This window comes from Paraburkholderia sp. MM5477-R1, assembly GCF_050436385.1.
GTDB lineage: Bacteria > Pseudomonadota > Gammaproteobacteria > Burkholderiales > Burkholderiaceae > Paraburkholderia > Paraburkholderia tuberum.
The window spans coordinates 1,369,003-1,394,956 of sequence record NZ_JBNDMC010000007.1; the positions used below are offsets into that span (position 1 = coordinate 1,369,003).

The window sequence follows — 25,954 nt, forward strand, 5'->3', positions numbered from 1 at the left end:
CGCTGCAATAACGAGTCGAACAGGAGTCGCCATGCGTATCAAACTGATCAATCCGAACACGACGCGCCGCATGACCGAGGCGATGGGGCGCTGCGCGCGCGACGTCGCCGCGCCCGGCACCGAAGTGATCGCCGTCAATCCGACGATGGGGCCGCCGTCGATCGAGGGCTATTACGACGAAGCGCTCGCCACGCCCGGTCTGCTCGCCGAAGTCGCGGCGGGCGAACGGGACGGCTGTGACGGCTACGTGATCGCGTGCTTCGGCGACCCCGGTCTCTATGCGGCCCGCGAGTTGGCGCGCGGCCCGGTGATCGGCATCGCCGAGGCGGCGATGCACGCGGCGAGCGTGCTCGCGCCGGGCTTTTCGGTCGTGACGACGCTCGCGCGCACCTGCGGCATGGCCTGGCATCTGGCCGAGCGCTACGGCATGAAGCGCTTCTGCCGCAACGTGCGTGCGACCGACGTCGCCGTGCTCGATCTAGACCAGCCGGGCTCGGCGGCGCGCCGCATCATCCTCGACGAATGCCGGCGCGCGCTCGCCGAGGACGGCTCGGACGCGATCGTGCTCGGCTGCGCGGGCATGGCCGAACTGTGCGCGGAGATCGAGGATGCGCTCGGCGCGCCGGTGATCGAAGGCGTGACGGCGGCCGTCAAATGGACCGAGGCGCTGGTGACGCTGCGTCTCGCGACGGCCAAGCGCGGCGACTACGCGCGGCCGCTCGCGAAGCGCTACGACGGCGCGCTCGCGTCGTTCAGCCCCGGTCCGCTGCGGGTAAACGCCGAGTCGGCGGACACGCACATACACTCGCTGTAACACGCACTATCTGCCCGGCTGTATGGGCGCACCGGGGTGTTTTCGCTACACTTGGTCAACTCGGCGCTGCGGTTTCCGCAGCCGCCGAAGCCGCCTGTTGCGTGGCTACACGTGTGAACCCCGCACCGTTGCCGAGGGGTTTCGAACCGCGTTCACGCGCATTCCTGGTCTCGTCACTACGCATCCGTCAAACCATGCCACTCGACCCGAACTACCCGCGCGATCTGATCGGCTACGGCCGCCACCCGGTGCATCCGAACTGGCCGGGGCGAGCGCGCGTTGCGGTGCAATTCGTCCTCAATTACGAAGAGGGCGGCGAAAACTGTGTGCTGCACGGCGATCCCGCTTCCGAGCAGTTCCTGTCGGAGATCGTGGGCGCGGCGGCGTATCCGGCGCGGCACATGAGCATGGAGTCGATCTACGAATACGGCTCGCGCGCGGGCGTATGGCGCATCCTGCGCGAATTCGAAAGGCGCGACCTGCCGCTGACGGTGTTCGGCGTCGGCATGGCGATCGAACGGCATCCAGAAGTTGCGCGGGCGTTCGTCGAACTCGGACATGAGATCGCGTGCCACGGCTATCGCTGGATTCACTATCAGGACATGTCGCCGGAGCAGGAAGCGCAGCACATGCGCCTCGGCATGGAGGCGATCGAGCGCGTGACCGGCGTGCGGCCGCTCGGCTGGTACACCGGCCGCGACAGTCCGAATACCCATCGGCTGGTCGCCGAATATGGCGGCTTCCTGTACGACTCCGATTACTACGGCGACGACCTGCCGTTCTGGATGGACGTCGAGGTGGCGGGCGGCAAGACCGTGCCGCAGCTGATCGTGCCGTACACGCTCGACACCAACGACATGCGCTTCGCCACCCCGCAAGGCTTCAACACCGCGGACCACTTCTTCACCTACCTGCGCGACGCGTTCGACGTGCTGTACGAAGAGGGCGACGAAGTGCCGAAGATGCTGTCGATCGGCATGCACTGCCGGCTGCTCGGGCGGCCGGGGCGTTTCCGGGCGCTGCAGCGTTTTCTCGATCACATCGAACAGCACGATCGCGTGTGGGTGTCGCGGCGCGTCGATATCGCCCGGCACTGGCACGAAACTCATCCTTACCAGCAAGACAACCGCGAGGCTGCGGCATGAAGGCGATGCAATACACCCTGGACCAACTCAACAGTATCTCGACCGACGCGTTCGTCGCGGCGCTGTCGGGCATCTTCGAGCACTCGCCGTGGGTCGCCGAAGTCGCGGCGCGGGAGCGGCCGTTCGCGAGCATCGACGAGCTGCATCGCAGGATGTCGCAGATCGTCGAAACGTCTGGCGAGGACAAGCAGCTCGCGCTGATCAACGCGCACCCGGAGCTGGCCGGCAAGGCCGCGGTGCGCGGCGAGCTGACCGCCGAGTCGACGCGCGAGCAAAGCGGCGCGGGTCTCGCGCAATGCACGCAGGAAGAGTTCGACAAGCTGCATGCGCTCAATCTCGCGTATCGCGAGAAATTCGGTTTTCCGTTCATTCTCGCGGTGCGCGGCTACGACCGCCACGGCATCATCGCGGACTTCGAATCGCGCGTGAACAACAGCCGCGCCGACGAACTGCGCGCGAGCCTCGATCAGATCTATCGCATTGCACGTTTGCGGCTCGACGACCTGATCGGCGCGTGACGCGCACTGCGTCACGCAGCGAGCCGTAACGTTTTTCCCGCACCAATCGATCTCAAGGACGACAAAGATGGCACTTCCGATTCTCGACCCCAACGCACCGGAATTCACGCGCCGTTACGTGAACCTGGCGGACCCGCGTCTGGGCGCGCAGGCGCTCGAGGCCAGCGACGAATTCTTCGCGCCGAAGGACCGCATGCTGAATCCGGAACCGGCCGTCTTCATTCCGGGCAAGTACGACGACAACGGCAAGTGGATGGACGGCTGGGAAACGCGTCGCAAGCGCACGACCGGCTACGACTGGTGCATCGTCAAGCTCGCGCGGCCCGGCGTGATCAAGGGACTCGACCTCGACACGAGCCACTTCACCGGCAACTTCCCGCCGGCGGCGTCGGTGGAAGCGGCGCGCGTTGCGGATGGCGAGCCGAATCAGGCGACGCAATGGACCGAGATCGTGCCGTCGACCACCTTGCAGGGCAATAGCCACCACTACCTCGAAGTCGGCGACGCGAGCGCGTACACGCATCTGCGCGTGAACATCTATCCGGACGGCGGCATCGCGCGTCTGCGTGTTTACGGTCAGCCGCAGGTCGACTGGGCCGGCGCGAGCCGCACCGAGCAGTTCGATCTCGCGGCGATGGAAAACGGCGCGTATCTGGTCGGCGCGAACAACCAGCACTTCGGCGCGGCCTCGACGCTGCTGATGCCGGGGCGCGGCGTGAATATGGGCGACGGCTGGGAAACGCGTCGTCGTCGCGAGCCGGGCAACGACTGGGCGATCATCGCGCTCGCGCAGCCGGGCGTGATCCGCAAGATCGAAGTCGACACCGCGCACTTCAAGGGCAATTATCCGGATCGCTGTTCGATCCAGGCCGCGTACGTGAAGGGCGGGACCGACAGCTCGCTCGTCACGCAGGCGATGTTCTGGCCGGTGCTGCTCGGCGAACAGAAACTGCAGATGGACGAGCAGCATTTCTTCGAGAGCGAGATCGCGGCGCTCGGGCCCGTTACGCATGTGCGCTTCAACATCTATCCGGACGGTGGCGTGTCGCGTCTGCGTCTGTGGGGTACGCTCGAATGAAAACGCTCGCCATCGAAGCGCTGACGAAAGCGGCGTTCGCCGCATTCGGCGACGTGATCGAACTCGAAGGCGCGAAGCAGATTCCGATCAACCTCGGCACGACGATCCGCTATCACGACCTCGCGAAAGTCGACGTGGCCGACGAGCACGGCCGCACGCTCGTCAATCTGTTTCGTGGCCAGCCGCGCACGCTGCCGTTCGAAGTGAAGATGCTCGAGCGTCATCCGCTTGGCAGCCAGGCGTTCGTGCCGCTCAACGACAAGCCGTATCTGGTCGTCGTCGCGCCCGCGGGCGAACTCGACACGAAGAAGATCCGCGCGTTCGTCACCACTGGCTGGCAGGGCGTCAACTACGCGAAAGGCGTGTGGCACCATCCGCTGATCGCATTGGGCGAGACGAGCGACTTTATCGTCGTCGATCGTGGCGGCGAGGGGCTCAATCTGAACGAGCAGGATCTGGCGGAGTCGCTGTGGCTCACGGAAGATGCGCTGAGCGCGGTGGCGGTTTGATGGCGATGCAGCTGCCGGGTCGCCGGCAGCGTTGTGGTTCGAAGAACAGGCCCGCGATGTGCGTTACGTCGTGGGCTTTTTTGCATGGATGGCGATCACTTGCGCCTGCCAAGCAGCGGCGAATGCCCAATGACTTCCCTTGACCGTTCGGGCGGCTCCGGCGCCGAAAATCCCGCTGCTTCGATGGCCGGCTTGAGCCCCCTGAATTGCAGGCTTTTCTTCGGCGAGCGCAGCGATGTCATGCCGTCGTCCCATGCATACAGCATCTGCTTGGCGACCGCACGCCACTGCGGTTCGTTGCGCGCTGCTTCGATCAACTCGTGGCCGACGTCGACAGCGGAGTCGCACAGCGCTTCAACCATCTGCGCATATTGCCGCGGGGCGATGCCCATGCGCGTATTGAAAAATCGTTCCAGCGTTTTACCCGCTGCCCAGGTTTTGCGGCCGTCGACAGGCAGCCCGGGCGGATTGGCTGCGAAGCGCGGATAAGCCTGGGTCGTCACGACATCGTAGACGGGCGTGAACGCGACATCGTCGACCGAGGTATAGAACAGTGCGACGTTCTTGGTGTGGCAGTCCGCATTGCGCACGACGTAGTTCGTCAGCAAATGCCAGCCGAGCTGCTGGAGTTGCATCCGCATGGTGTCGCGATCGAGCAGATACGCTCTTGCCGCGTTGAGCATTTTCTCGCTCGTCGAATTGTATTTTTCGTGCGGTGGCAAGCCGAGCAGACCGCACAAGTCTTCGACGCCATACGCCGGCAGTCCCTGCGCGTCGACATCGAAGCGCTCGACGACGAGCGCCCTGCCATCGTCCGACATCCGCGTGCGCGCAACGTGCGCCACCCCCAGCCGCTCCAGCACCCGCATCGAATGGAACTCGTTGAAACCGAGAAAGGGCGTGTTGTCGTCCGAACCTTTGACGATGTGACGGCTCGTTCGAATCGTCGGCTTACCGAGCTGCAACGGTGTCGATGCGGCAGACTGCGCCTGCGGCGCGATGAACTTCGGCACGACGCCCGAAATGGCCGCTCGCGCGTATTCACGTACGAGTTGCGCGAAATGGTCGGCGGTGTTGTCGCCGTGCAGGATGTGCTGGACGTCGAGCGCCTGGAGTTCGGTGCCCGGCGCCACGCCTTCGGGCGTCACGGTGACCCGGCCGATCCCCATCGAGCCCACGACGGCGAGCAGTGACAGGTCGGTTCCGTCGAGCAAGGGCCCGAATTGCTCGCGGATCAGATTCAGCAGATAGCCTTCGGGCAGGTTCTGCCGGAAAAACGGATGCAGGTCGCGTGGCCAGCGCCAAGGCTCTTCGCGCACGGGCATCGTCAGGCTGACGAAGTCGGCCGCGCTCGCATCGCCGTGATATTTGAGGACATAGTCGTCGCGCTCGCGAAACAGCGTGGCAACGTTCTTGCCTAGCACCTGAACGTCGAGCTTCATGGCTGCGCGTCCGGGTTGCGCTGTTCAGCGAGGATGTCTTCCAGCGTGCGGCCATGTCCATGCGCGACGAACTTGAGGTCGTAACCGGCAGCCTCGAGCAGGCGCACGAGCACGGACACGCTCATATCGTTCCTGGCGAGCGTTTCCATCCGCGCGACGGTCGTGCGGGCCACGCCCGCGCGGCGCCCAAGTTCTTCCTGCGATAGTTTGCTGTCGCGTCGCACGGCTTTCAGCATGTCCGAGACATCGGCGAGGTTGGTCATTTGTAGCCTCAGGGCGTCAAATTCAGCGTATTTGGCATTTATTGTAGCCCAAGAGACACAACAAGGTTATTCGTATTTGTGTCTCCAAGGCTACATTTTATGTATCTTTGGCGATTTTTGTGGCCCAAGGGCGACAAATTCCGATTATCGATCTCGCTCACCGCGCACGTCACCTTCCCCAAACAACAACGGGCTTGCCGCTCTCGCGACAAGCCCGCTTCGCACTCCAGCCTCTGCCTCGGCACCGGCTCCGTGATCCGGACAGAGGTCCTTACTTCGCCGCGCCGCCTTCGAACCACGCGGCGATCTTCATCCGCTCGTCGTCGGTCATATGCGTGACGTTGCCGAGCGGCATCGCCTTCAACGTGACCGCCTGCTGGTAAATGCGCTGCGCGTTCTGCGAAATTTCGTCGGGCGTATCCATCAGCACGCCGGCGGGCGCGCTGCCCATCATCGTCGGATGCGCGGAGTGGCAGGCCACGCAGCGCTGCTGCAGCACCGGCGCGATGTCGGCGACCTTCAGCGTCGGCGCGTTGGCGGCCTGCGCCTGCGGCACCACCGGACGCGGCATGGTCCACACGAGCGCCGTGCACATCAGCGCGACGCCGACGATCGGCAGATACCACAACACCTGGCCGCGATGGCGCATCACGAAGAACTGACGGATCAGCGCGCCGGCCAGCATGATGACGACGAGCACCGCCCAGTTGTACGGATGCGTGTAGGTCATCGCGTAGTGGTTCGACAGCATCGCGAACACGACCGGCAGCGTGAAATACGTGTTGTGCACCGAGCGCTGCTTGCCGCGCTTACCGTAGATCGGGTTCGGCGTGTCGCCCTTCAGCATCGCGTCGACCATCTTGCGCTGGCCCGGAATGATCACGAAGAACACGTTGGCCGACATGATCGTCGCGAGCATCGCGCCCATGATCAGATACGCTGCGCGGCCCGCGAAGATATGGCAGGCGAGATACGCCGCGATCAGCACATAAACGCCGACGCAGATGCCGAGAAGTTTGTCGCGTGTGCCGAGAATGCGGCACAGCGAGTCGTAGACGATCCAGCCGGCCGCGAGGAAGCCGATCGCCGAGGCGACGGCGACCACCGGCCCCATGTCGAGCACGTTCCTGTCGATCAGGTAGGTGCTCGGCGAGAACAGATACAGCACGGTAAAGAGACCGAAGCCCGACAGCCACGTCGTGTACGACGGCCATTTCGACCAGTGCAGGTCTTCGGGCATTTCGGGCGGCGCGACCGTGTACTTCTGCATGTTGTAGAAGCCGCCGCCGTGCACGTGCCACAGTTCGCCGAACACGCCGCGACGGCGCTGGTTCGGATCGGTCGGCGGCTTCAGGCTGTTGTCGAGCGCGACGAAATAGAACGATTCGCCGATCCATGCAATGGCGGCGACGACGTGGAACCAGCGAATCGCGAGGTTCAACCAGTCGGTGATAAAGCCTTCCATGAAACTCCTCCACTTCTGATTCGTTGCGCGCGCGATGACGTTCGACGTCGTCGGTCATCGCGCCGACTGCGGATAGAAGACGCAGCGCGGGTTGTTATGGGTATCGCGGGGCGTTGTGCCTGTCCAGGTCTATTCGTGCCGGTTCGGACGCGGCTCGCATCCAGCAGGGCTAGCTGCCCCGATACGTGCTGTACGAAAACGGCGACACCAGCAGCGGCACGTGATAGTGCGCGTCGGCATCGGCGACGCCGAAGCGCAGCACGACGCGATCGACGAAGCGTGGTTCCGGCACCTTCGTGCCGAGCGACGCGAAGTAGTCGCCCGCGCTGAACACGAGTTCGTACTCGCCCGCGACGAGCGCGTCGCCTTCGAGCAGCGGCTCGTCGCAGCGGCCGTCGTGATTGGTGACAGTGGTTTTGAGCGCGCGGCGCGTGTCGCCCGCGAGCGCGAAGAGTTCGACCTTGATGCCTGCGCCGGGACGGCCGTTCGCGGTGTCGAGCACGTGGGTAGTGAGCTTGCCCATTCGCAATTGTCCTTGTGTGAATGCGAGGTGTCGGCGGCGGCCCGATCCATTACGTTTGCGGCGGATCGAGGCTCCACGTCAGTGGCTACATACCCGTCGGCGAATCGAAGCGAGCGCCGTGGCAGCCATTGTAGAAAGGATGCTCTGTCCCGAGCGCGAGCGATAGGAAAGATAATAGTTCGCGCATGATGGACAGCCAGACGAAAGCCGCGCCGGCTCATCGGCCGATCGTACCGGCGCCAAAAATGCACCACTATATTGGCGGTGTGAAGTTGGGTATCGCAACCGCGCGGGTTGTCAGCGGGATTTTGGCTACCGAAGGTAAGCGCTGTGCGTCGCGACACACCCGTGCAAAGGCAGGCCTTTGGCACGGACAACCCCGAAGACGGCGACTCACGCTGGGTAACCGGGCCAATGGCGTTCAACGGAACGCGACGGCACGGTGGCGTGCCGCCGCATCGCGTTCGAACGGCTTTGCATGCAGGCAATCAGGCGGACAGACGAATGACGATGAATGAAGCACTGAAACAACCCGGTAAAACGATGCTCGTGAAGCACGCGGACGTGCTGGTCACGATGGATGACGAGCGGCGCGAACTGCGCGACGCCGGGCTGTATATCGAGGACAACCGGATCGTCGCGGTCGGACCGACCGCGCAACTGCCGCAATCGGCCGACGAGGTACTTGACCTGCACGGCCATCTCGTGATTCCGGGCCTCGTCAACACGCATCACCACATGTACCAGAGCCTCACGCGCGCGATTCCCGCCGCGCAGAACGCCGAGTTGTTCGGCTGGCTCACGAACCTGTACAAGGTGTGGGCGAACCTCACGCCTGACATGATCGAAGTATCGACGCTGACCGCGATGGCCGAGCTGCTGCTGTCGGGCTGCACGACGTCGAGCGACCATTTGTACATCTATCCGAACGGCAGCCGTCTCGACGACAGCATCGCGGCCGCGCGCCGAATCGGCATGCGCTTTCATGCGGCGCGCGGCAGCATGAGCGTGGGACGCAAGGACGGCGGCCTGCCGCCCGATTCGGTGGTCGAGCGCGAAGCGGACATCATGAAGGACACGCAGCGTCTGATCGAGACGTATCACGACGATGGGCGCTACTCCATGCTGCGCGTCGTCGTGGCGCCGTGCTCGCCGTTTTCGGTGAGCCGCGACCTGATGCGCGAATCGGCGGCGCTCGCGCGCCAGTATGGCGTGTCGCTGCATACGCATCTGGCGGAGAACCTCAACGACGTCGCGTACAGCCGCGAGAAGTTCGGCATGACGCCGGCCGAGTATGCGCACGATCTCGGCTGGGTCGGCCATGACGTATGGCATGCGCACTGCGTGCAACTCGACGACGCGGGCATCGCGCTGTTCGCGCGCACCGGCACCGGCGTCGCGCACTGTCCGTGCTCGAACATGCGGCTCGCGTCGGGCATCGCGCCGGTCAAGCGCATGCGGCTCGCGGGCGTGCCGGTCGGGCTCGGCGTCGACGGCTCGGCGTCGAACGACGGTGCGCAGATGGTCGCCGAAGTGCGCCAGGCGCTGTTGCTGCAGCGCGTCGGTTTTGGGCCCGATGCGATGACCGCGCGCGAGGCGCTCGAAATCGCGACCCTGGGTGGTGCGCGCGTGCTCAATCGCGACGACATCGGCGCGCTCGCGCCCGGCATGGCCGCGGATTTCGTCGCGTTCGATCTGCGTGAGCCGCATTTTGCCGGCGCGCTGCACGATCCGGTGGCGGCTCTGGTATTCTGCGCGCCGTCGCAGGTCAGCCATAGCGTGATCGACGGCAAGGTGGTGGTGAAGAATGGGAAGTTGGCGACGCTCGAACTCGGGCCGGTGATCGAGCGGCATAACGCGCTCGCGCGGCAGCTTTACGAGGCGGCCGCTTGAGCTCAAGCGGAAGGGGCGGCACTCGCGCCGCGCCGCGCGCAAGCCGCGAGTCGCTGATCCGTGAGCGGCGGCGCCAGTGCGAACGGCGCCGCATGCGGCGTCAGGACTTGTCGATCAACGTCCGGGTCGCCTCGCCAACCACGCCGCGCAGCCAGCGCACTTCATCGGAATAATGCACGCGCTCGTGCCACAGCTGGTAGTACTGCATCGGCGGAAAGTCGAGCGGCGCGGGCATCACGGTCAGCGGCAGAAAGTTCGCGTAGTAGTCGGCAAAGAGGCGCGTCGTCGTGAAGATCAGATCGGATTTGATCAGCACGTACGGCGCGAGATTGAAGTAGGGCAGCGTGACGACCACATGGCGCTTGAGCCGCTCGCGCGCGAGGTGCACGTCGATCGCGCCGCGCTGGCCGACCGAATACGGCGTCGGCGCGAGATGTGGCGCGTTCAGGTACTGGTCGAGCGTGAGCCCGCCGCGTTTGGCGAACGGATGCGTGTTGCTCATCAGGCACACGATCTGATCGACGAACAGGTTCGACAGATGCAACTGCTCGGGCGGCTCCGGCCAGTTGCCGACCACGATGTCGAGCTTGCCGTCCTCGAGCGCGAGTTCGTAGTCGAACGCGGGGCCGAGCGAATGGAATTCGAGCGTCGCGTTCGGTGCGGCCTTGCGGAAACGTTCGACGACCGTCGGCACGAACAGCACGTTCAGGTAGTCGGGACAGCCGATCCGGTAGCAGCGGATCGACGTGGCCGGATCGAAGTTGTGCTGCTGGAACTTGATGCGCTCGATTTCGCGCAGCGCGTTCTGCACCGGTTCGAGCAGGCGCAGACCGTACTCGGTCGGCACCATGCCGGACTTGCCGCGCACCAGCAGCGGGTCGCCGGTGATGTCGCGCAGACGGCGCAGCGCCGCGCTGATGGCGGGTTGGGACTGGTTCAGTTTGACGGCGGCGCGGGTGACGCTGCGCTCCATCAGTAGCGTGTGCAACACGCGCAGCAGGTACGTGTCGATCGCCTCGCGTTGCTGGCTCATGGATTCTCCGAATATATGTGCAGGCTGATCGAACGAACGTGGGGGTATATGCGTTTTAATATGGACGAAAAACGGCGTCAAGGGCGATATACCCGCAGAGCTTGTAGCGGCGGGGGTTTGCGGGAATTTTGTCAACTCGACTGAGTGGGGCGAATTAGGTATTGTCATCCGGTTGTGGTGACGGATCGCCCGCCGGCGGCAAGCAGCGTCACGAACGCACTACGGAATCTCATGAGCGACACTCCACTTAGCGACGGCGCGCAACTCACCGGCCAGGCGGTGCCTCGGCTCGCGCTGACGGGCATCACGAAGCAGTACCCGGCCGTGCGCGCCCAACGACGACGTCACGCTCGTCGTCGCGCCCGGCGAAATCCACGCGGTGCTCGGCGAGAACGGCGCGGGCAAGAGCACGCTGATGAAGATCATCTACGGCGCCGTGCGACCCGACGCCGGCGAGATCCGTTGGGAAGGCGAGACGGTCGACATCGCGAGTCCGGCGGCCGCCCGCAAGCTCGGCGTCGGCATGGTGTTCCAGCACTTCTCGCTGTTCGAGACGCTGACGGTCGGCGAAAACATCGCGCTCGCGCTCGACGAACCGTTCGATCTGAAGACGTTGGCCAAACGCATTCGCGAGGTGTCGGCCGACTACGGGCTCGACATCGATCCGCAGCGGCATGTCCACAGCCTCACCGTCGGCGAGCGGCAGCGTGTCGAAATCGTGCGCTGCCTGCTGCAGAATCCGCGTCTGTTGATCATGGACGAACCGACCTCGGTGCTGACGCCGCAGGCGGTCCGCAAGCTCTTCACGACCCTGCGCCGGCTCGCGGCCGAGGGCCGCAGCATCCTCTACATCAGTCACAAGCTCGACGAAATCCAGGAGTTGTGCGACACCGCGACGGTGATGCGCGGCGGTCGCGTGACCGGCCATGTGACGCCGAAGAACGAGACGCATGCATCGCTCGCGCAGTTGATGGTCGGCCACTCGCTGCCGGACTACACGCGGCGCGAGCACAAGCCGGGCGCGGTGCTGCTCGACGTCAGGCAGTTGTCGGTCGCGAGCGACGATCCGTTCGGCACCTCGTTGCGCGACGTGTCGTTCAGCGTGCATGCGGGCGAGATCTTCGGCATTGCCGGTGTGTCGGGCAACGGGCAGGCGGAACTGCTCGCGGCGTTGTCCGGCGAGAAGCGCGCTGAAAAACGCAGCCTGCCGGCCGACGCGATCACGATCTGCGGCAAACCGGCCGCGCGCCTCGGCGCGGGCGCTCGGCGCGCGCTCGGCTTCGGCTTCGTGCCCGAAGAGCGGCTCGGCCGCGGCGCGGTGCCGGCGATGAGCCTTGCCGACAACGCGCTGCTCACCGCGCATCGGCAGAGCATGGTCAACTCGGGCTGGATCAAAACGGCTGTGATGCGCGCATTCGCGAAGCGCTGCATCGACGCGTTCGACGTGCGCTGCGGCGGCCCCGACGCGCTCGCGCAAAGTCTGTCGGGCGGCAATCTGCAGAAATACATCATGGGCCGCGAGATTTTGCAGGCGCCGAAGGTGCTCGTGGTCGCGCAGCCGACGTGGGGCGTCGATGTCGGCGCGTCGGCGTTCATCCGTCAGCAACTGCTCGATCTGTCAGCGCGCGGCGTTGCGATTCTGGTGATCTCGGAGGAACTGGAAGAGCTGTTCGATATCTGCGATCGCATCGCGGTGCTCGCGGGTGGGCGGCTTTCGCCGGTGCGCGCGACCGGTGCGACCAACGCCGAGGAAATCGGCCGCTGGATGGCGGGGCTGTTCGGCGACCGCGAGGGCGCGGCGCCCGCGGCGGATCAACCGGCGCATGCATGAGGCGAGGCGTTGCCCGCCGGCCACGCCAACACGCTAACACGCTAACCACGCACGCGAATGCGGACCCTGAAGAACAGAACCCGAACAAATACACGCTACCCATGATGCTTCCCTATCGACTCGAAGCCCGCACGTCGCCGTCGCGCACGATGCAGCTCGCCGTGCCGCTGATCGCCGCGTTGCTGACGCTCGCGATCGGCTTCCTGATCTTCGGCCTCGTCGGCCGCGACCCGTTGCAGGCGATGCACGGGTTTTTCATCGAGCCGCTGTCGAGCATCAACGGCTGGTCGGAGCTGCTGCTGAAGGCGTCGCCGCTGTGCCTGATCGGCCTCGGTCTCGCGATCGGCTATCGCGCGAACGTGTGGAACATCGGCGCCGAAGGGCAGATGCTGCTCGGCGGCATCGCGGCGAGCGGCGTCGCGATCTATTTCGATCAGGCGAGCGGCTGGTGGATCCTGCCGACCATGATGGCGGCCGGCATCCTCGGCGGCATGGCGTGGGCCGCGATTCCCGCGTTTCTGAAGAGCCGCTTCAATACCAACGAGATTCTCGTGAGCCTGATGCTCACGTACGTCGCGACGCAACTGCTGATCTATCTCGTGAGCGGCCCGTGGCGCGATCCGCAGGGCATGAACTTCCCGCTGTCGGAGATGTTCAGCGGCGACGCGCTGTTTCCGACGCTGTATGGCGACTGGCACTGGAAATTTCTGCGTGGCACGCGCCTGAACGCGTCCGTGTTCCTCACGCTGATCGCGATTCCGCTCGTCTGGCTGTTCATGCGCAAGAGCTTCGCGGGCTACCGGATGAACGTTGGCGGACTTGCGCCGCTCGCCGCGCGCTACGCCGGTTTCTCCGACAAGAAGACGATCTGGACGTCGCTGCTGATTAGCGGCGGCCTCGCGGGCCTCGCCGGTATGGGCGAAATCGCCGGTCCGATCGGCCAGTTGCAGGCGACGTGGTCGCCGGGCTACGGCTTCACCGCGATCATCGTCGTGTTCGTCGGCAGGCTGCATCCGCTCGGCATCGTGCTCGCCAGTCTGCTGATGGCGTTGCTGTATCTCGGCGGCGAAGCGGTGCAGACCTCGATGCAATTGCCGCAGGCGCTCTCGGGCGTGTTCCAGGGGCTGCTGCTGTTCTGCCTGCTCGGCGCCGACCTGTTCGTGAACTACCGCGTGCGGCGCCGCTCGGCCGCAGCAGTGGCTCGTTAAGTTTGCCAATCAGCTCGCCAATCCGCTTTCAGACTCGATATGGATATCCAGCAAGCCAGCGCGCTCACGTCGAGCGCGATCACCGCGTCGATCCCGTTGATGTTCGCGGGCGCCGGCGAACTCGTCGCCGAAAAATCGGGCGTACTCAATCTTGGCGTGGAAGGGATGATGCTGATGGGCGCCGTCAGCGGCTACGCGGTCACGTCGATCACCGGCAGCCCGTGGCTCGGCGTGCTCGCCGCGATCGGCGCCGGTCTCGCGATGTCGCTGCTGTTCGCGTTCCTCACGCTGACGATGCTCGCCAACCAGGTCGCGACCGGCCTGTCGCTGACGATCTTCGGCATCGGGCTGTCCGCGTACGTCGGCAAGCCGTACACGTCGGCGGCGGTGCGCGCGACGATCGATACGTGGACGATCCCCGGGCTGTCGAACATCCCGGTGCTCGGCCCCGCGCTGTTTACCCTCACGCCGCTCGATTACCTCGCGTTCCTGATGTTCGCCGCGATCGGCTGGTTCCTCTATCGCACGCGCGCGGGACTCGTGCTGCGCTCGGTCGGCGAATCGCCGCAGGTCGCGCATTCGGTCGGCTTTCCGGTGGTCGGCGTGCGCTATGGGGCGGTCGCGTTCGGCGGCGGCATGGCGGGGCTCGCGGGCGGCTACTATTCGATCGTCAATCTGCACCTGTGGCAGGAGAACCTGACCTCGGGCCGCGGCTGGATCGCGCTCGCGCTCGTGGTGTTCGCGACGTGGCGCCCTGGGCGACTGCTGATCGGCTCGCTGCTGTTCGGCGCGGTGACGGGGCTGCAGTTCTATGCGCAGGCGATCGGTGTGCCGGTGCCGACGCAGTTCCTCGCGATGCTGCCGTACGTCGCGACGATCGTCGTGCTCGCGCTGATCTCGCGCAATCCGAACACGATTCGCCTGAATGCACCCGCGTCGCTCGGCAAGCCGTTTTTCTCGGCGGGCTGACGGCGACACAGGTCCTTTATCGATCCGCTCAAACTATTCGCTCATCACGACAGGGGAGAAAACATGAAGAGAAGAAATCTGCTGACCGCTTTCGCTTGGGGTGCGGCGTCGCTGGCGCTTGCGGCGCCGCTCGCGCAAACCGCGCAGGCCGCTGACGTTCCGGGCGTCGCGTTCGTCTATCTCGGCAATCCGGGCGATGCTGGCTGGACCTTCGCGCACGATCAGGGCTCGCGGGAAGCCGAAGCGAAGTTCGGCAACAGGATCAAGATCACGCGCGTCGAGAACGTGCCCGAATCGGCCGACTCCGAGCGCGTGTTCCGCGATCTCGCGAACAAGGGCAACAAGATCATCTTCGGCACGAGCTTTGGCTACCAGGACTTCGAGTTGAAGGTCGCGAAGGACTTCCCGGACACCATCTTCCTGCACGCGACCGGCTACAAGAAGGCGCCGAACTTCGGCACCTACGACGTGCGCATGTATCAGGGCGCGTACCTGGCCGGCGTCGCCGCAGGCTACGTGACGAAGAGCAACACGCTCGGCTTCGTCGCGTCGGTGCCGATTCCGGAAGTGGTGCGCAACATCAACGCGTTCACGCTCGGCGCGCGCTCGGTGAATCCGAAGGTGCATACGAAGGTGATCTGGATCAACAGCTGGTTCGATCCGGGCAAGGAAAAGCAGGCCGCCGAAACGCTGATCGGCCAGGGCGCCGACGTGCTGCTGCAGAACACCGATTCGAGCGCGACGCTCGCGACCGCGTCGGAGAAGCACGTGCACGCGTTCGGCTGGGATTCGGACATGAAGAAGTTCGGTCCTGACGCGCATCTCGGCTCGGTGGTCGCGCACTGGGGCGTGTACTACAGCGCGGTGATCCAGCAGGTGCTCGACGGCAAGTGGACGAACGCTCCGGTGTGGTGGGGCATTCCGCAGAAGGCCGTCAACCTCGAGGACCTGAACACGTCGGCGATTCCGCCCGATGGGCAGAAGCAGGTTGCCGCGAAGCGCGACGAACTCGCGAGCGGCAAGCGCGACGTGTTCACGGGCCCGATCAAGGATCAGTCGGGCACGGTGAAGGTGCCTGAAGGCAAGACGCTGACCGATCCGGAACTGCAGCGCCTGAACTGGTACGTGGAGGGTGTCGACGGGTCGCTGCCGAAGTAAATCGGGCGGTCCGTTGTTGAAAAAAAGCTGCGTCCAGCCCCGCCTGGACGCAGCTTTTCTGTTTGCGGCTTGCGCGTGGCAAGGGGCAAGCGTGTCGTGCGGTCGCCGCTCAGTCCTCGATGCGCAGGCCGACCTTCAACGTTACCTGCCAGTACGCGACCTTGCCGTTCTCGATCTGGCCGCGCGTTTCCGTGACCTCGAACCAGTGCAGATTGCGCAGCGTTTCCGACGCTTTGGCAATCGCGGTGGTGATCGCGTCGTCGATCGATTTCTTCGACGAACCGGTCAGTTCGATCTTCTTGTAAACGTGTTCTGACATGAGTTCCTCCTTGGTGTGCGCCGCTGGTCAGTAAAACGCTGCTCGGAAACGTGCATGGAAAAAAGTATAGGCAACGGTTCGCGCAGTCCGACGGACATATGCGTCCTCGCCAGCGCAATCGCCTGCGCGGCGGACCAGACGTCGCCGCTCGAACCATCGATACTGCACATCGCATGCCCGGTATCGCGCGACTTCAGCGCGGGGCGCGGTCGCTATCATCTGTACGCAACATAAGCCATTCAATCTGATAACCGACGAGATTCGAACGTGGAAACTGGTTTTTGCGGCGCCGGCCTGATGGGCGCGCCGATGATCCGGCACCTGCTGCGCCGCGCCGCATGCGCTGGATCGTCGATCATTCGAGCATTGCGCCGGCCGCGACGCGCGCGCTGGCGCGGCGGGTGGCGGATTTCGGCGAGGCGGGCGGGGGACGGACGGCGCGGCGGGGGAGCGCCTACGAGACCGGCACGCCGATGCCGGTCGCGTCGACGGTCCAGCAATTGCTGCGACAGGGTGCCGCGATGGGCTCGCCGACGCGGATTTTTCGGCCTTCATCGACATTCTGCAGACGCCACGCGGCGGCTCGAACGGGTGACGCGGGCCGCGCCGGACCAACTGTCGGGTTGAAATCTCTAAACCTGCTAAAATATTGGGTTTTTCGCCGATATCACATTCAAAGGGACGCGCTGTGCTGTCTACTGCCAATATCACCATGCAATTCGGGCCGAAGCCCCTCTTCGAGAACATTTCGGTCAAATTTGGGGGAGGGAATCGCTATGGCCTGATCGGTGCGAACGGCTGCGGTAAATCCACCTTCATGAAGATTCTCGGTTCGGATCTCGAGCCCAGCTCGGGCAACGTGATGCTCGAGCCGAACGTGCGTCTGGGCAAGCTGCGCCAGGACCAGTTCGCGTACGAAGACGTGCGCGTGCTCGACGTCGTGATGATGGGCCACGCCGAAATGTGGGCCGCGATGACCGAGCGCGACGCGATCTACGCAAACCCCGACGCGACCGACGACGACTACATGCACGCGGCCGAGCTCGAAGCGAAGTTCGCCGAGTACGACGGCTACACGGCCGAAGCGCGCGCGGGCGAGCTGCTGCTCGGCATCGGCATCGCGATCGAAGACCACAACGGCCCGATGAGCAACGTGGCGCCCGGCTGGAAGCTGCGCGTGCTGCTCGCGCAGGCGCTGTTCTCGAAGCCGGACGTGCTGCTGCTGGATGAGCCGACCAACAACCTCGACATCAACTCGATCCGTTGGCTGGAAGATGTTCTCAACCAGTACAACTCGACGATGATCATCATCTCGCACGACCGGCACTTCCTGAACCAGGTCTGCACGCACATGGCCGACATGGACTACGGCACGCTGAAGGTCTATCCGGGCAACTACGACGACTACATGCTCGCCAGCACGCAGGCGCGCGAGCGTCAGCAGGCCGCCAACGCGAAGGCGAAGGAGCGCGTGGCCGATCTGCAGGACTTCGTGCGCCGCTTCTCGGCGAACAAGTCGAAGGCGCGCCAGGCCACCAGCCGTCTGAAGATGATCGACAAGATCAAGATCGAGGAATTCAAGCCGTCGTCGCGGCAGAACCCGTTCATCCGCTTCGAGTTCGAGAAGAAGCTGCACAACATCGCGGTGGTCGCCGACAGTATCTCCAAGAAATACGAGCGCTCGATCTTCAATAACTTCAGCATCAGCGTGCAGCCGGGCGAGCGCATCGCGATCATCGGCGAGAACGGCGCGGGCAAGACCACGCTGCTGCGCTCGTTGCTCGGCAATCTGCAACTCGACCACGGCACGGTGAAGTGGGCGGAAAACGCCAACGTTGGCTACATGCCGCAAGACACGTACGAAGAGTTTCCGGGCGACGTCACGCTGATGGACTGGATCGACCAGTACCGCAAGGAAGGCGACGACGAGCAGATGGTGCGCGGCACGCTCGGCCGGCTGCTGTTCAATGCGGACGACATCCGCAAGTCGGTCAAGGTGCTGTCGGGCGGCGAGAAGGGCCGCATGATCTGGGGCAAGCTGATGCTGGGCCGCCACAACGTGCTGCTGATGGACGAGCCGACCAACCACATGGATATGGAGTCGATCGAGTCGCTGCAGATCGCGCTCGACAAGTTCGACGGCACGCTGATTTTCGTGTCGCACGACCGCGAGTTCGTGAGCGGCCTCGCGAACCGGATCATCGAAGTGAAGACCAATGGCACGCTGAACGACTTCGGCGGCAACTATGAGGACTTCCTGACGAGTCAGGGCGTGCAATAAGCGCCTGGTTGCTGGTCTTCAGCTATTCGCAAAGGCCCACGCTGGCAGTTTGCCGGCGTGGGCCTTTTTTGCTTTTGGTGGCTATCCGGCGCCCCAGGCGAACATGCGTTCACAGTGAAGACCGCTCAATGATTCGATCGCGACAAGCACCGGACTAATGCCGGCTCGACGCAAGCCGTCGAATCACCTCATCCAGCTTGGCCATATGGCGAACCTTTCCTTGAAGCGCCTCGCTTGCAGGCTTCGCCGCTCTCGCCGTAGGGTGCCGCACGAGTTCGTGTAGAGGCCGCATCGGGTGACTGAGCAACGCGCTTTCCGCTTCCCGCCCAAGCGCAACGAACCGTACGGTTCGAGGGAACAGGCTGATGAAGTCGGCCAGAATCTGGCCCGTCGCATGTAGCTCGTGATTCGTTGGGCGGCGATTGCTCTGGGCATCTTCGTCCGCGAACGGATGAAACGGGAACGCATTCCATAGCGCAAACTCAGTCGGTCCGAATCCATTGGCAAGCATCGTCTGCCAGACGACCGAGGCGGTTCTCTCATAGACCCCGTAGTCGCGGTCCGTCATTCGAGACAGCGCATCACGGCAACTGGTGCGGGCTGCCGGGCCAGGGAGGTAGTCCGGTAGTGGGCTGTGGTCCGATCCCGTGGCGAAGCTGTTGAGCTTCGTATCGTTGCCAAGCAGAATCCGCTCGGAGGTCATCGCGATGCCTGTGAAACGCCCGCCGCGGCAGCTCAGCGCCTCCGCAATCAGGATGATCTCGACACTCCTTTGGCGGGCTTGCAGGTAGGCCGCAAGTTGTTGCTGGCGAATCCGCGGCGCGTTGATGCCGGGCTGATCGCGCTCATCGGTCTCGGACCATGGATTGAACACGTTCGCCATGCGGCGCCATTCTGCGAGGCACTGAACGAAGTCCTTGGCGGTGGTCATGTAGCCGAAGTTTTGCGAGGCGTTTTCAGGTTCAGTTGCGTCGGGATCTGAAGCGTCTATGGCCGCTAGCCGGCTCTGTCCAACGTATAGCACGTTGCGTAACGCGACCCTCGGTCGCAGCCCGACAATTGATCCGCTGATCGTCGGCGTCGGCATGCGCTTCTGATGCTCGCATCAGAAAACGTGGGCCATAAAAAATGCCGGGAGGTCCCGGCATTTTTTATGGCCGCAACCGGCATCAACGCTCAAGCGCGCAACGAACACCCTCACACCTTGTCGTTCTGAAACCGCATCGCCGTGCCTTCCCGTTCGATCCGAGTCCAGATCGCGCGCTTTTCCTCGTCGCTCAGAAACACCCAGTTCGACACTTCGGTGGCGGTGCGGCCGCAGCCTTTACAGACCTCGTCGAAGAGCGTGGAGCAGACGCCGATGCACGGGCTGTCGGGAAGATCGTGGAGATTCGAAGTCATCGGAAACCTTGAGGCGGGGAGGCGAAGTCCCGCTATGTTAACCGATGCGCGCCGTGCGCCTTGCATGCGCCGCTCAGCGTCGTGCGAACTTCATGTCAATTGCGCTGACCTTTGCGTCTGCGATCACGCCGAAGTCGCCAGTTGCCACATCAGCGCGCCATTGAGCGCAATGATGAACGCCGCCGACAGCCATGACAGCACGAGCGGCACGCCGTGCACGCGCCAGCCGCGCATCAGCGCCGCATCGGACGCGCAGCGGATCAGCGGCACGACCGCGAGCGGCAATTGCAAGCTCAGCACGACCTGGCTCGCGACCAGCAACTGATTCGAGCCATGCTGGCCGAACACGCCCACCGCGAGCAGGGCCGGCCCGATCGCGAGCGCACGCGTGAGCAGCGCGCGTTTCCAGCGCGGTAACCGCAGCCGCAGGAAGCCCTCCATCACCGTCTGACCGGCCAGCGTGCCGGTGACGGTCGCGCTGAGTCCGCACGCGAGCAGCGCCGTCGCGAACAGGATGCCGGCCCAGCGGCTGCCGACGAGCGGCGCGATCAGCCGATGCGCATCGGCCAGATCGGTCACGTCGCGATGGCCGCTCGCATAGAACACGGCCGCCGCGACGATCAGCAGCGCCGCGTTGATCACGAACGCGAACGCAAGCGAGCCGAAAGTATCGAGATTGACGACGTGCAGCGCGGCCTTGATCTGCGCGTCGCTGCTGTCGGGCGCGTGATGCTTGACGAGCGCCGAATGCAGATACAGGTTGTGCGGCATGACCGTCGCGCCGACGATGCCGGCCGCGAGCCACAGCATGCCCGCGCTTCTGATCAGCTCCAGGCTCGGCACGGTGCCGGCCAGCGCCGCGTGCCAGTCGGGTCGCGCGAGCGCGAGCTGCACGACGAAGCACAGGCCGACGAAGCCGATCAGCGCGGCGATCACCGCCTCCAGCCTGCGGCGGCCTTTCTGCTGGAGCGCGAGCAGCGCGAAGGTGCAGACCGCCGACATCAGCACGCCGACCGTCAGCGACACGCCGAGCAGCAGTTGCAGCGCGACCGCGCTGCCGACCACCTCGGCGACATCGCAGGCGATGATCGCGACCTCGCTGGTCAGCCACAGGAACAGCGTCGCGCGCCGGCCATTGCGCTCGCGGCACAATTGCGCGAGGTCGCGCCCGGTCACGACGCCGAGGCGCGACGACAGCCACTGCATCAGCATCCCCATCAGGCTCGACAGCAGCACGATGCCGAGCAGGCGGTAGCCGTAGCCCGCGCCGGCGCCGAGCGCGGTCGCCCAGTTGCCGGGATCGATATAGCCGACCGCGATCAGCGCGCCGGCGCCGAGGAACGAGAACCAGTGCGCGGGACGCGTCGGCTCGCCCGGCAGGCGCCGGCGCCGGTTGGGACGCATCGCGAAAGGATTGGTGTTCATCGTGCCAGAGCTTGTGGGAAACGCATCCTGTTGCAAGTCACATGCCCATCGCACGCGCGCAGCGGCTGGCCGGCCATCGCGCGACGATGTCGCGCAATACGCATCAAAAGATCATGATAGGAGCATTCGAGCCGTCGTGGCGGCGCCGCGGCGCATGAAAGGCGCGCCGGACGACGACGCGGCTCTACACCGGCAAGCACCGTCCGGCACTCGCGCGCGCCAGAGCGGCGTACCGTCCAGGCGCGAGCCAACGCCGAGCTGACAACCAGATAACAGCGACGCGATGAAACCCTCGCAGCCTGTGCCCAGCGCGGATAAAGCGCGGCCGACGACCGCGTATTTTTCGGTAGACACGGGCCGATAACCCGTTAAAATTGCGCCCATTTTGCAAGGGTGCGGCCAGAGCCTGTACCGTTTGCGCGACAGCTCCGGGTTTTTTTTTGTGCGGGCAATAATTGGTGGTAGTTTTCGGGGTTTTCAGGGGACCGTGCGGGCGACGGCGCGGCTTGAGTGACGAGAGGATCGGAGAACGGGATGAACAAGCGGATAGTGGGGCATATGGCGGCGCTGATCTTGTGCGCGGCGCCGTGGTTGACGGCCGCTGCGAAGGATACGCAGCTCAACGTGTATAACTGGTCCGACTACATCGCGAAGGACACGATACCGAACTTCACCAAACAGACCGGCATCCAGGTCAAGTACGACAACTACGACAGCGACGACACGCTGCAGGCGAAGCTGCTCACCGGTCACTCGGGCTACGACATCGTCGTGCCGACCAGCAACTACGCGGGCAAGCAGATCGCCGCGGGCATCTTCGAGCCGCTCGACAAATCGAAGCTGCCGAACCTGAAATACCTCGACCCGTCGCTGATGGCGCTCGTCGCCGGCGCCGATCCGGGCAACAAGTACGTGGTGCCCTGGGCGTACGGCACGACCGGCCTCGGCTACAACGTGACGAAGGTCCAGCAGATCCTCGGCAAGGACGCGCCGCTCGATAGCTGGGACATCCTGTTCAAGCCGGAATACATCTCGAAGCTGAAGGCCTGCGGCGTGTCGGTGCTCGACGCGCCGGACCAGATGTTCGCAGCTGCGCTGCACTACATAGGCAAAGACCCGATGAGCACGAACCCGGCCGACTACCGCGCCGCGCTCGCGATGCTGAAAAAGATCCGCCCGTACATCACGCAGTTCAACTCGTCGGGCTACATCAACGACCTCGTCGGCGGAGACATCTGCTTCGCGTACGGCTGGTCGGGCGACGTCGTGATCGCCAAGCATCGCGCGATCGAGGCGAACAAGCCGTACAAGATCGAGTACTTCGTGCCGAAGGGCGGCGCGCCGGTGTGGTTCGACGTGATGGCGATTCCGAAGGACGCGAAGCACAAGGAAGCCGCGCTCGAGTGGATCAACTACATCGAGACGCCGCAGGTGCACGCCGCGATCACCAACGCCGTGTACTACCCGAGCGTCAATATGGAAGCGCGCAAGTACGTGGACAAGGACGTCGCGAACGATCCGGCCGTGTACCCGTCGCCGGAAACCATCAAGACGCTGTTCCTGTTGAAACCGCTGCCGCAGGAAATCCAGCGGCTGCAAACGCGGCTGTGGACCGAGTTCAAGTCCGGCCGCTAAGCGCGACAACAAACAGATAAGCAGCCTATGAAGCCCTCGGTGTTCACCGGGGGCTTTGTTCGTCAAACGCCGGAGTGAAGCAGCATTATGATGAGTAGTGACCAGCCGGGCGCGCTGGCCGGGACGGCGGTGCCGTCGACGGGCTCGAACGCCGTGACGGGCGACGCAGCGGAGCAGTTCATCCAGATCGTCGATGTCGTGAAGAAGTTCGGCGAGACCGTCGCGGTCAAAGGGGTCAATCTGACGGTGAAGAAGGGCGAGCTGTTCGCGCTGCTCGGCAGCTCGGGCTGCGGCAAGTCGACCCTCCTGCGCATGATGGCCGGGCTCGAAACCGTGACATCGGGCAAGATCCTGATCGATGGCGAAGATCTCGCGCAACTGCCGCCGTATCGCCGGCCGGTCAACATGATGTTCCAGTCGTACGCGCTCTTTCCGCACATGACGGTCGAGGCGAACGTGGCGTTCGGCCTCAAGCAGGAAGGCGTGCCGAAGGCCGAGCTGAAAGACCGCCTGCACAACGCGCTCGAACTCGTGCAGATGGGCCGCTTCGCGAAGCGCAAGCCGCATCAGCTGTCGGGCGGGCAGCAGCAGCGCGTTGCGCTCGCGCGCTCGCTCGTCAAGCGGCCGAAGCTGCTGCTGCTCGACGAGCCGATGTCGGCGCTCGACAAGCAGATCCGCCAGCGCACGCAGATCGAGCTCGTCAACATTCTCGACCAGGTCGGCGTCACCTGCATGATGGTCACGCACGATCAGGAGGAAGCGATGACGATGGCCAACCGCCTCGCCGTGATGAGCGAAGGCCAGATCGTGCAGCTCGGCACGCCGCATGAAGTCTACGAGTACCCGAACAGCCGTTTCTCGGCGGAATTCATCGGCTCGACCAATCTGTTCGAAGGCCGCACGGTCGAGGACGAGCCCGATCACGTGTTCATCGAAACGCCGGATCTGACGTGCCATTTGCACGTCAATCACGGCATCACCGGTCCGCTCGGCATGCCGGTGACGATCTCGGTGCGCCCCGAACGCATCGCCCTCACGCGTAAGCCGCCGGAGGGCGCCTACAACTGGGGCAGGGGCGTCGTCACGAATATCGCGTACATGGGCGGCTATTCGCTGTATCACGTGAAGCTCGACGGCGGCAAGACCGTGATCGCGAACGTGACGAGCCTGGCGCTCACTGAAATCGATCCGCCATCCTGGGGCGACGAAGTCTACGTGCGCTGGAGCGCATCGGCCGGCGTGGTGCTGACGTCATGAAAGAGGCGCTTTCGTCGTTTTTCGCGTGGCCCGTGCGGCGTCTGAAGTTCAGGGGACGCACCGCGGTGGTGGCGGGGCCGTTCATCTGGCTGCTGCTGTTCTTCCTCGTGCCGTTCCTGCTGGTCGTGAAGATCAGCTTCGCCGATTCGCAGCTCGGCATTCCGCCGTACACGCAGCTCGTCACCTTCGCGGAAGGCGCGCTGCACATCACGCTCGATCTGTCGCACTACGCGTTTCTGTTGACCGACAGCCTGTACTTCGCGACCTATGTGAATTCGGTCGTGGTCGCGGCGATTTCGACCGTGCTGTGTCTGCTGATCGGCTATCCGATGGCGTACTACATCGCGCGCTCCAATCCGGCCACCCGCAACCTGCTGATGATGGCCGTGATGCTGCCATTCTGGACCTCGTTCCTGATCCGCGTGTACGCATGGATCGGCATTCTGAAGAACAACGGGCTGCTGAATAACTTCCTGATGTCGGTCGGCCTGATCCATTCGCCGATCGAGCTGTATCACACGAACACGGCGGTCTATATCGGCATGGTCTATTCGTACCTGCCGTTTCTCGTGATGCCGCTGTACGCGCATCTCGTGAAAATGGACCTGACCTTGCTGGAAGCCGCCTACGACCTCGGCGCGAAGCCGTGGAAGGCGTTCTGGCAGATCACGCTGCCGCTGTCGAAGAACGGCATCATCGCGGGCTGTCTGCTGGTGTTCATTCCGGCGGTCGGCGAGTACGTGATTCCCGAGCTGCTCGGCGGCGCGAACACGCTGATGATTGGCCGCGTGATGTGGAATGAGTTCTTCGACAACGCCGACTGGCCGATGGCGTCCGCCGTCACATGCGCGATGGTGCTGCTGCTGCTGGTGCCAATGGCGCTGTTCCAGCATGCCCAGGCGAAGGCATTGGAGGAGGGCCGCCAATGAAGCCGAATCGCATGCTGCAGCTGATCGCTCTGGGCATCGGCTTTCTGTTTCTGTATATCCCGATCGTCAGCCTCGTCGTGTATTCGTTCAACGAATCGCAACTGATGACGGTGTGGACGCGCTTCTCGACGCGCTGGTACGCGGCGCTGTTGCAGGACGGCGAGCTGATCACGTCGGCGTGGCTGTCGCTGCGTATCGGCCTGCTCACGGCGTTCGCGTCGGTGATCATCGGCACGTGGGCCGGCTTCGTGCTCGCGCGCATGGGGCGCTTTCGCGGCTTCACGCTGTACACCGGCATGATCAACGCGCCGCTGGTGATCCCCGAAGTGATTCAGGGTATCTCGCTATTGCTGCTGTTCATCGAAATGGCGCGCTGGATCGGCTGGCCGGCCGAACGCGGCATCTTCACGATCTGGATCGGTCACGTGATGCTGTGTATTTCGTACGTCGCGATCATCGTGCAATCGCGCGTGCGCGAACTGCATCCGTCGCTCGAGGAAGCCGCGCTCGACCTCGGCGCGACACCGCTGCGCGTGTTCTTCTTCGTCACGCTGCCGCTGATCTCACAGGCGCTGGTGTCGGGCTGGCTGCTGTCGTTCACGCTGTCGATCGACGACGTGGTGCTGTCCGCGTTCCTGTCGGGTCCCGGTTCGACGACCTTGCCGCTCGTCGTGTTCTCGCGCGTGCGACTTGGTCTGAATCCGGAGATGAATGCGCTCGCGACGCTGTTCATCGCGGTCGTCACGGTCGGCGTCGTCGCGGCGAACTTCTTCATGCAACGCGCGGAGCGCAGGCGGGCCGTGATGGCGGTTTGAGCTTGCGCGACGCGCGGGCATCGCGCGCGACGCGTGATCGAAC

23 protein-coding genes and 2 pseudogenes are annotated in these 25,954 nt (G+C 64.2%); 16 read left to right on the forward strand and 9 right to left on the reverse strand.

The features are described from left to right. Positions 1 to 31: 31 nt before the first annotated feature. From OKW35_RS35180 to OKW35_RS35200, 5 genes are all read left to right on the forward strand, one after another. Entirely contained in the window at positions 32 to 814 is a 783-nt protein-coding gene (locus tag OKW35_RS35180; RefSeq protein ID WP_429554465.1) for an aspartate/glutamate racemase family protein, read from the forward strand. Positions 815 to 1,008: 194 nt separating this feature from the next. After that, positions 1,009 to 1,959 (forward strand): allantoinase PuuE, encoded by a 951-nt coding sequence (gene puuE, locus OKW35_RS35185; protein WP_429293195.1) that lies wholly within the window; start codon positions 1,009 to 1,011, stop codon positions 1,957 to 1,959. Next, entirely contained in the window at positions 1,956 to 2,477 is a 522-nt protein-coding gene (gene uraD, locus OKW35_RS35190; protein WP_429405601.1) for a 2-oxo-4-hydroxy-4-carboxy-5-ureidoimidazoline decarboxylase, read from the forward strand. Before puuE ends, uraD begins: the two co-directional genes overlap by 4 nt. A gap of 67 nt (positions 2,478 to 2,544) precedes the next feature. Next, positions 2,545 to 3,555, forward strand: a complete 1,011-nt coding sequence (gene alc / locus OKW35_RS35195) for an allantoicase (RefSeq protein WP_429405603.1) — start codon at positions 2,545 to 2,547, stop codon at positions 3,553 to 3,555. Then, positions 3,552 to 4,064: an ureidoglycolate lyase gene (locus tag OKW35_RS35200; RefSeq protein WP_429334747.1), complete on the forward strand. Its 513-nt coding sequence runs from the start codon at positions 3,552 to 3,554 to the stop codon at positions 4,062 to 4,064. Before alc ends, OKW35_RS35200 begins: the two co-directional genes overlap by 4 nt. A 95-nt stretch (positions 4,065 to 4,159) precedes the next feature. Here the strand turns inward: OKW35_RS35200 and OKW35_RS35205 are convergent, their stop codons facing one another. The 4 genes from OKW35_RS35205 to uraH all read right to left on the reverse strand — a co-directional run bounded on the left by OKW35_RS35205 (position 4,160) and on the right by uraH (position 7,757). Next, positions 4,160 to 5,506, reverse strand: coding sequence for a type II toxin-antitoxin system HipA family toxin (locus OKW35_RS35205; protein WP_429554466.1), 1,347 nt, complete (start codon positions 5,504 to 5,506; stop codon positions 4,160 to 4,162). Next, positions 5,503 to 5,769 (reverse strand): helix-turn-helix domain-containing protein, encoded by a 267-nt coding sequence (locus OKW35_RS35210; RefSeq protein ID WP_184056811.1) that lies wholly within the window; start codon positions 5,767 to 5,769, stop codon positions 5,503 to 5,505. Before OKW35_RS35210 ends, OKW35_RS35205 begins: the two co-directional genes overlap by 4 nt. Before the next feature lie 271 nt (positions 5,770 to 6,040). Beyond that, on the reverse strand, positions 6,041 to 7,234 hold the full coding sequence (locus OKW35_RS35215; RefSeq protein ID WP_429554467.1) for a urate hydroxylase PuuD: 1,194 nt from the start codon (positions 7,232 to 7,234) through the stop codon (positions 6,041 to 6,043). A 169-nt stretch (positions 7,235 to 7,403) separates the two neighbouring features. Continuing rightward, positions 7,404 to 7,757, reverse strand: a complete 354-nt coding sequence (uraH, locus tag OKW35_RS35220; protein ID WP_429554468.1) for a hydroxyisourate hydrolase — start codon at positions 7,755 to 7,757, stop codon at positions 7,404 to 7,406. Between the two features lie 504 nt (positions 7,758 to 8,261). Between uraH and OKW35_RS35225 the strand changes: the two genes are divergently transcribed. After that, positions 8,262 to 9,650 (forward strand): 8-oxoguanine deaminase, encoded by a 1,389-nt coding sequence (locus tag OKW35_RS35225; protein ID WP_429554469.1) that lies wholly within the window; start codon positions 8,262 to 8,264, stop codon positions 9,648 to 9,650. 100 nt (positions 9,651 to 9,750) lie between these two features. Here OKW35_RS35225 and OKW35_RS35230 read toward each other — a convergent pair whose 3' ends face one another. Beyond that, the gene (locus tag OKW35_RS35230) at positions 9,751 to 10,683 is read right to left on the reverse strand and encodes a LysR substrate-binding domain-containing protein (protein WP_184056805.1); all 933 of its coding nucleotides are present in this window, start codon (positions 10,681 to 10,683) and stop codon (positions 9,751 to 9,753) included. A 231-nt stretch (positions 10,684 to 10,914) separates the two neighbouring features. Here OKW35_RS35230 and OKW35_RS35235 point away from each other — a divergent pair. From OKW35_RS35235 to OKW35_RS35250, 4 genes and pseudogenes are all read left to right on the forward strand, one after another. Beyond that, positions 10,915 to 12,514 (forward strand): annotated as a pseudogene (locus tag OKW35_RS35235) (ABC transporter ATP-binding protein). A gap of 101 nt (positions 12,515 to 12,615) precedes the next feature. After that, positions 12,616 to 13,722: an ABC transporter permease gene (locus OKW35_RS35240; RefSeq protein ID WP_090805345.1), complete on the forward strand. Its 1,107-nt coding sequence runs from the start codon at positions 12,616 to 12,618 to the stop codon at positions 13,720 to 13,722. A gap of 39 nt (positions 13,723 to 13,761) precedes the next feature. Continuing rightward, positions 13,762 to 14,691, forward strand: coding sequence for an ABC transporter permease (locus OKW35_RS35245; protein ID WP_090800507.1), 930 nt, complete (start codon positions 13,762 to 13,764; stop codon positions 14,689 to 14,691). 63 nt (positions 14,692 to 14,754) lie between these two features. Continuing rightward, a complete protein-coding gene (locus tag OKW35_RS35250) occupies positions 14,755 to 15,849 on the forward strand; it encodes a BMP family ABC transporter substrate-binding protein (RefSeq protein ID WP_429355686.1) in 1,095 nt (364 codons plus the stop codon). Between the two features lie 109 nt (positions 15,850 to 15,958). On the opposite strand, the gene OKW35_RS35255 is transcribed toward OKW35_RS35250, so the two are convergent. Then, positions 15,959 to 16,168 (reverse strand): dodecin, encoded by a 210-nt coding sequence (locus OKW35_RS35255; protein WP_018435559.1) that lies wholly within the window; start codon positions 16,166 to 16,168, stop codon positions 15,959 to 15,961. Positions 16,169 to 16,617: 449 nt separating this feature from the next. Here OKW35_RS35255 and OKW35_RS35260 point away from each other — a divergent pair. Both OKW35_RS35260 and OKW35_RS35265 read left to right on the forward strand, forming a co-directional pair. Continuing rightward, positions 16,618 to 16,763: pseudogene (locus OKW35_RS35260) on the forward strand (NAD(P)-dependent oxidoreductase); the annotation flags it as partial. A gap of 93 nt (positions 16,764 to 16,856) precedes the next feature. Next, the gene (locus OKW35_RS35265) at positions 16,857 to 18,449 is read left to right on the forward strand and encodes an ABC-F family ATPase (RefSeq protein ID WP_090800503.1); all 1,593 of its coding nucleotides are present in this window, start codon (positions 16,857 to 16,859) and stop codon (positions 18,447 to 18,449) included. Positions 18,450 to 18,603: 154 nt separating this feature from the next. Here the strand turns inward: OKW35_RS35265 and OKW35_RS35270 are convergent, their stop codons facing one another. The 3 genes from OKW35_RS35270 to OKW35_RS35280 form a co-directional block, all read right to left on the reverse strand. Continuing rightward, entirely contained in the window at positions 18,604 to 19,536 is a 933-nt protein-coding gene (locus OKW35_RS35270; RefSeq protein ID WP_260320944.1) for a uracil-DNA glycosylase, read from the reverse strand. A gap of 110 nt (positions 19,537 to 19,646) precedes the next feature. Continuing rightward, the gene (locus OKW35_RS35275; RefSeq protein ID WP_090800501.1) at positions 19,647 to 19,850 is read right to left on the reverse strand and encodes a DUF1289 domain-containing protein; all 204 of its coding nucleotides are present in this window, start codon (positions 19,848 to 19,850) and stop codon (positions 19,647 to 19,649) included. 123 nt (positions 19,851 to 19,973) lie between these two features. Next, entirely contained in the window at positions 19,974 to 21,275 is a 1,302-nt protein-coding gene (locus tag OKW35_RS35280; RefSeq protein ID WP_429554470.1) for an Nramp family divalent metal transporter, read from the reverse strand. A 534-nt stretch (positions 21,276 to 21,809) separates the two neighbouring features. On the opposite strand from OKW35_RS35280, the gene OKW35_RS35285 reads away from it, so the two are divergent. From OKW35_RS35285 to OKW35_RS35300, 4 genes are all read left to right on the forward strand, one after another. After that, on the forward strand, positions 21,810 to 22,910 hold the full coding sequence (locus OKW35_RS35285) for a polyamine ABC transporter substrate-binding protein (protein ID WP_184056793.1): 1,101 nt from the start codon (positions 21,810 to 21,812) through the stop codon (positions 22,908 to 22,910). A 90-nt stretch (positions 22,911 to 23,000) separates the two neighbouring features. Continuing rightward, the gene (locus tag OKW35_RS35290) at positions 23,001 to 24,167 is read left to right on the forward strand and encodes an ABC transporter ATP-binding protein (protein WP_184022680.1); all 1,167 of its coding nucleotides are present in this window, start codon (positions 23,001 to 23,003) and stop codon (positions 24,165 to 24,167) included. Next, positions 24,164 to 25,096, forward strand: a complete 933-nt coding sequence (locus OKW35_RS35295; RefSeq protein ID WP_184056787.1) for an ABC transporter permease subunit — start codon at positions 24,164 to 24,166, stop codon at positions 25,094 to 25,096. The genes OKW35_RS35290 and OKW35_RS35295 overlap by 4 nt, the downstream gene beginning before the upstream one ends. Further along, entirely contained in the window at positions 25,093 to 25,911 is an 819-nt protein-coding gene (locus tag OKW35_RS35300; protein WP_184056784.1) for an ABC transporter permease subunit, read from the forward strand. Before OKW35_RS35295 ends, OKW35_RS35300 begins: the two co-directional genes overlap by 4 nt. The last annotated feature ends 43 nt before the right edge of the window (positions 25,912 to 25,954 follow it).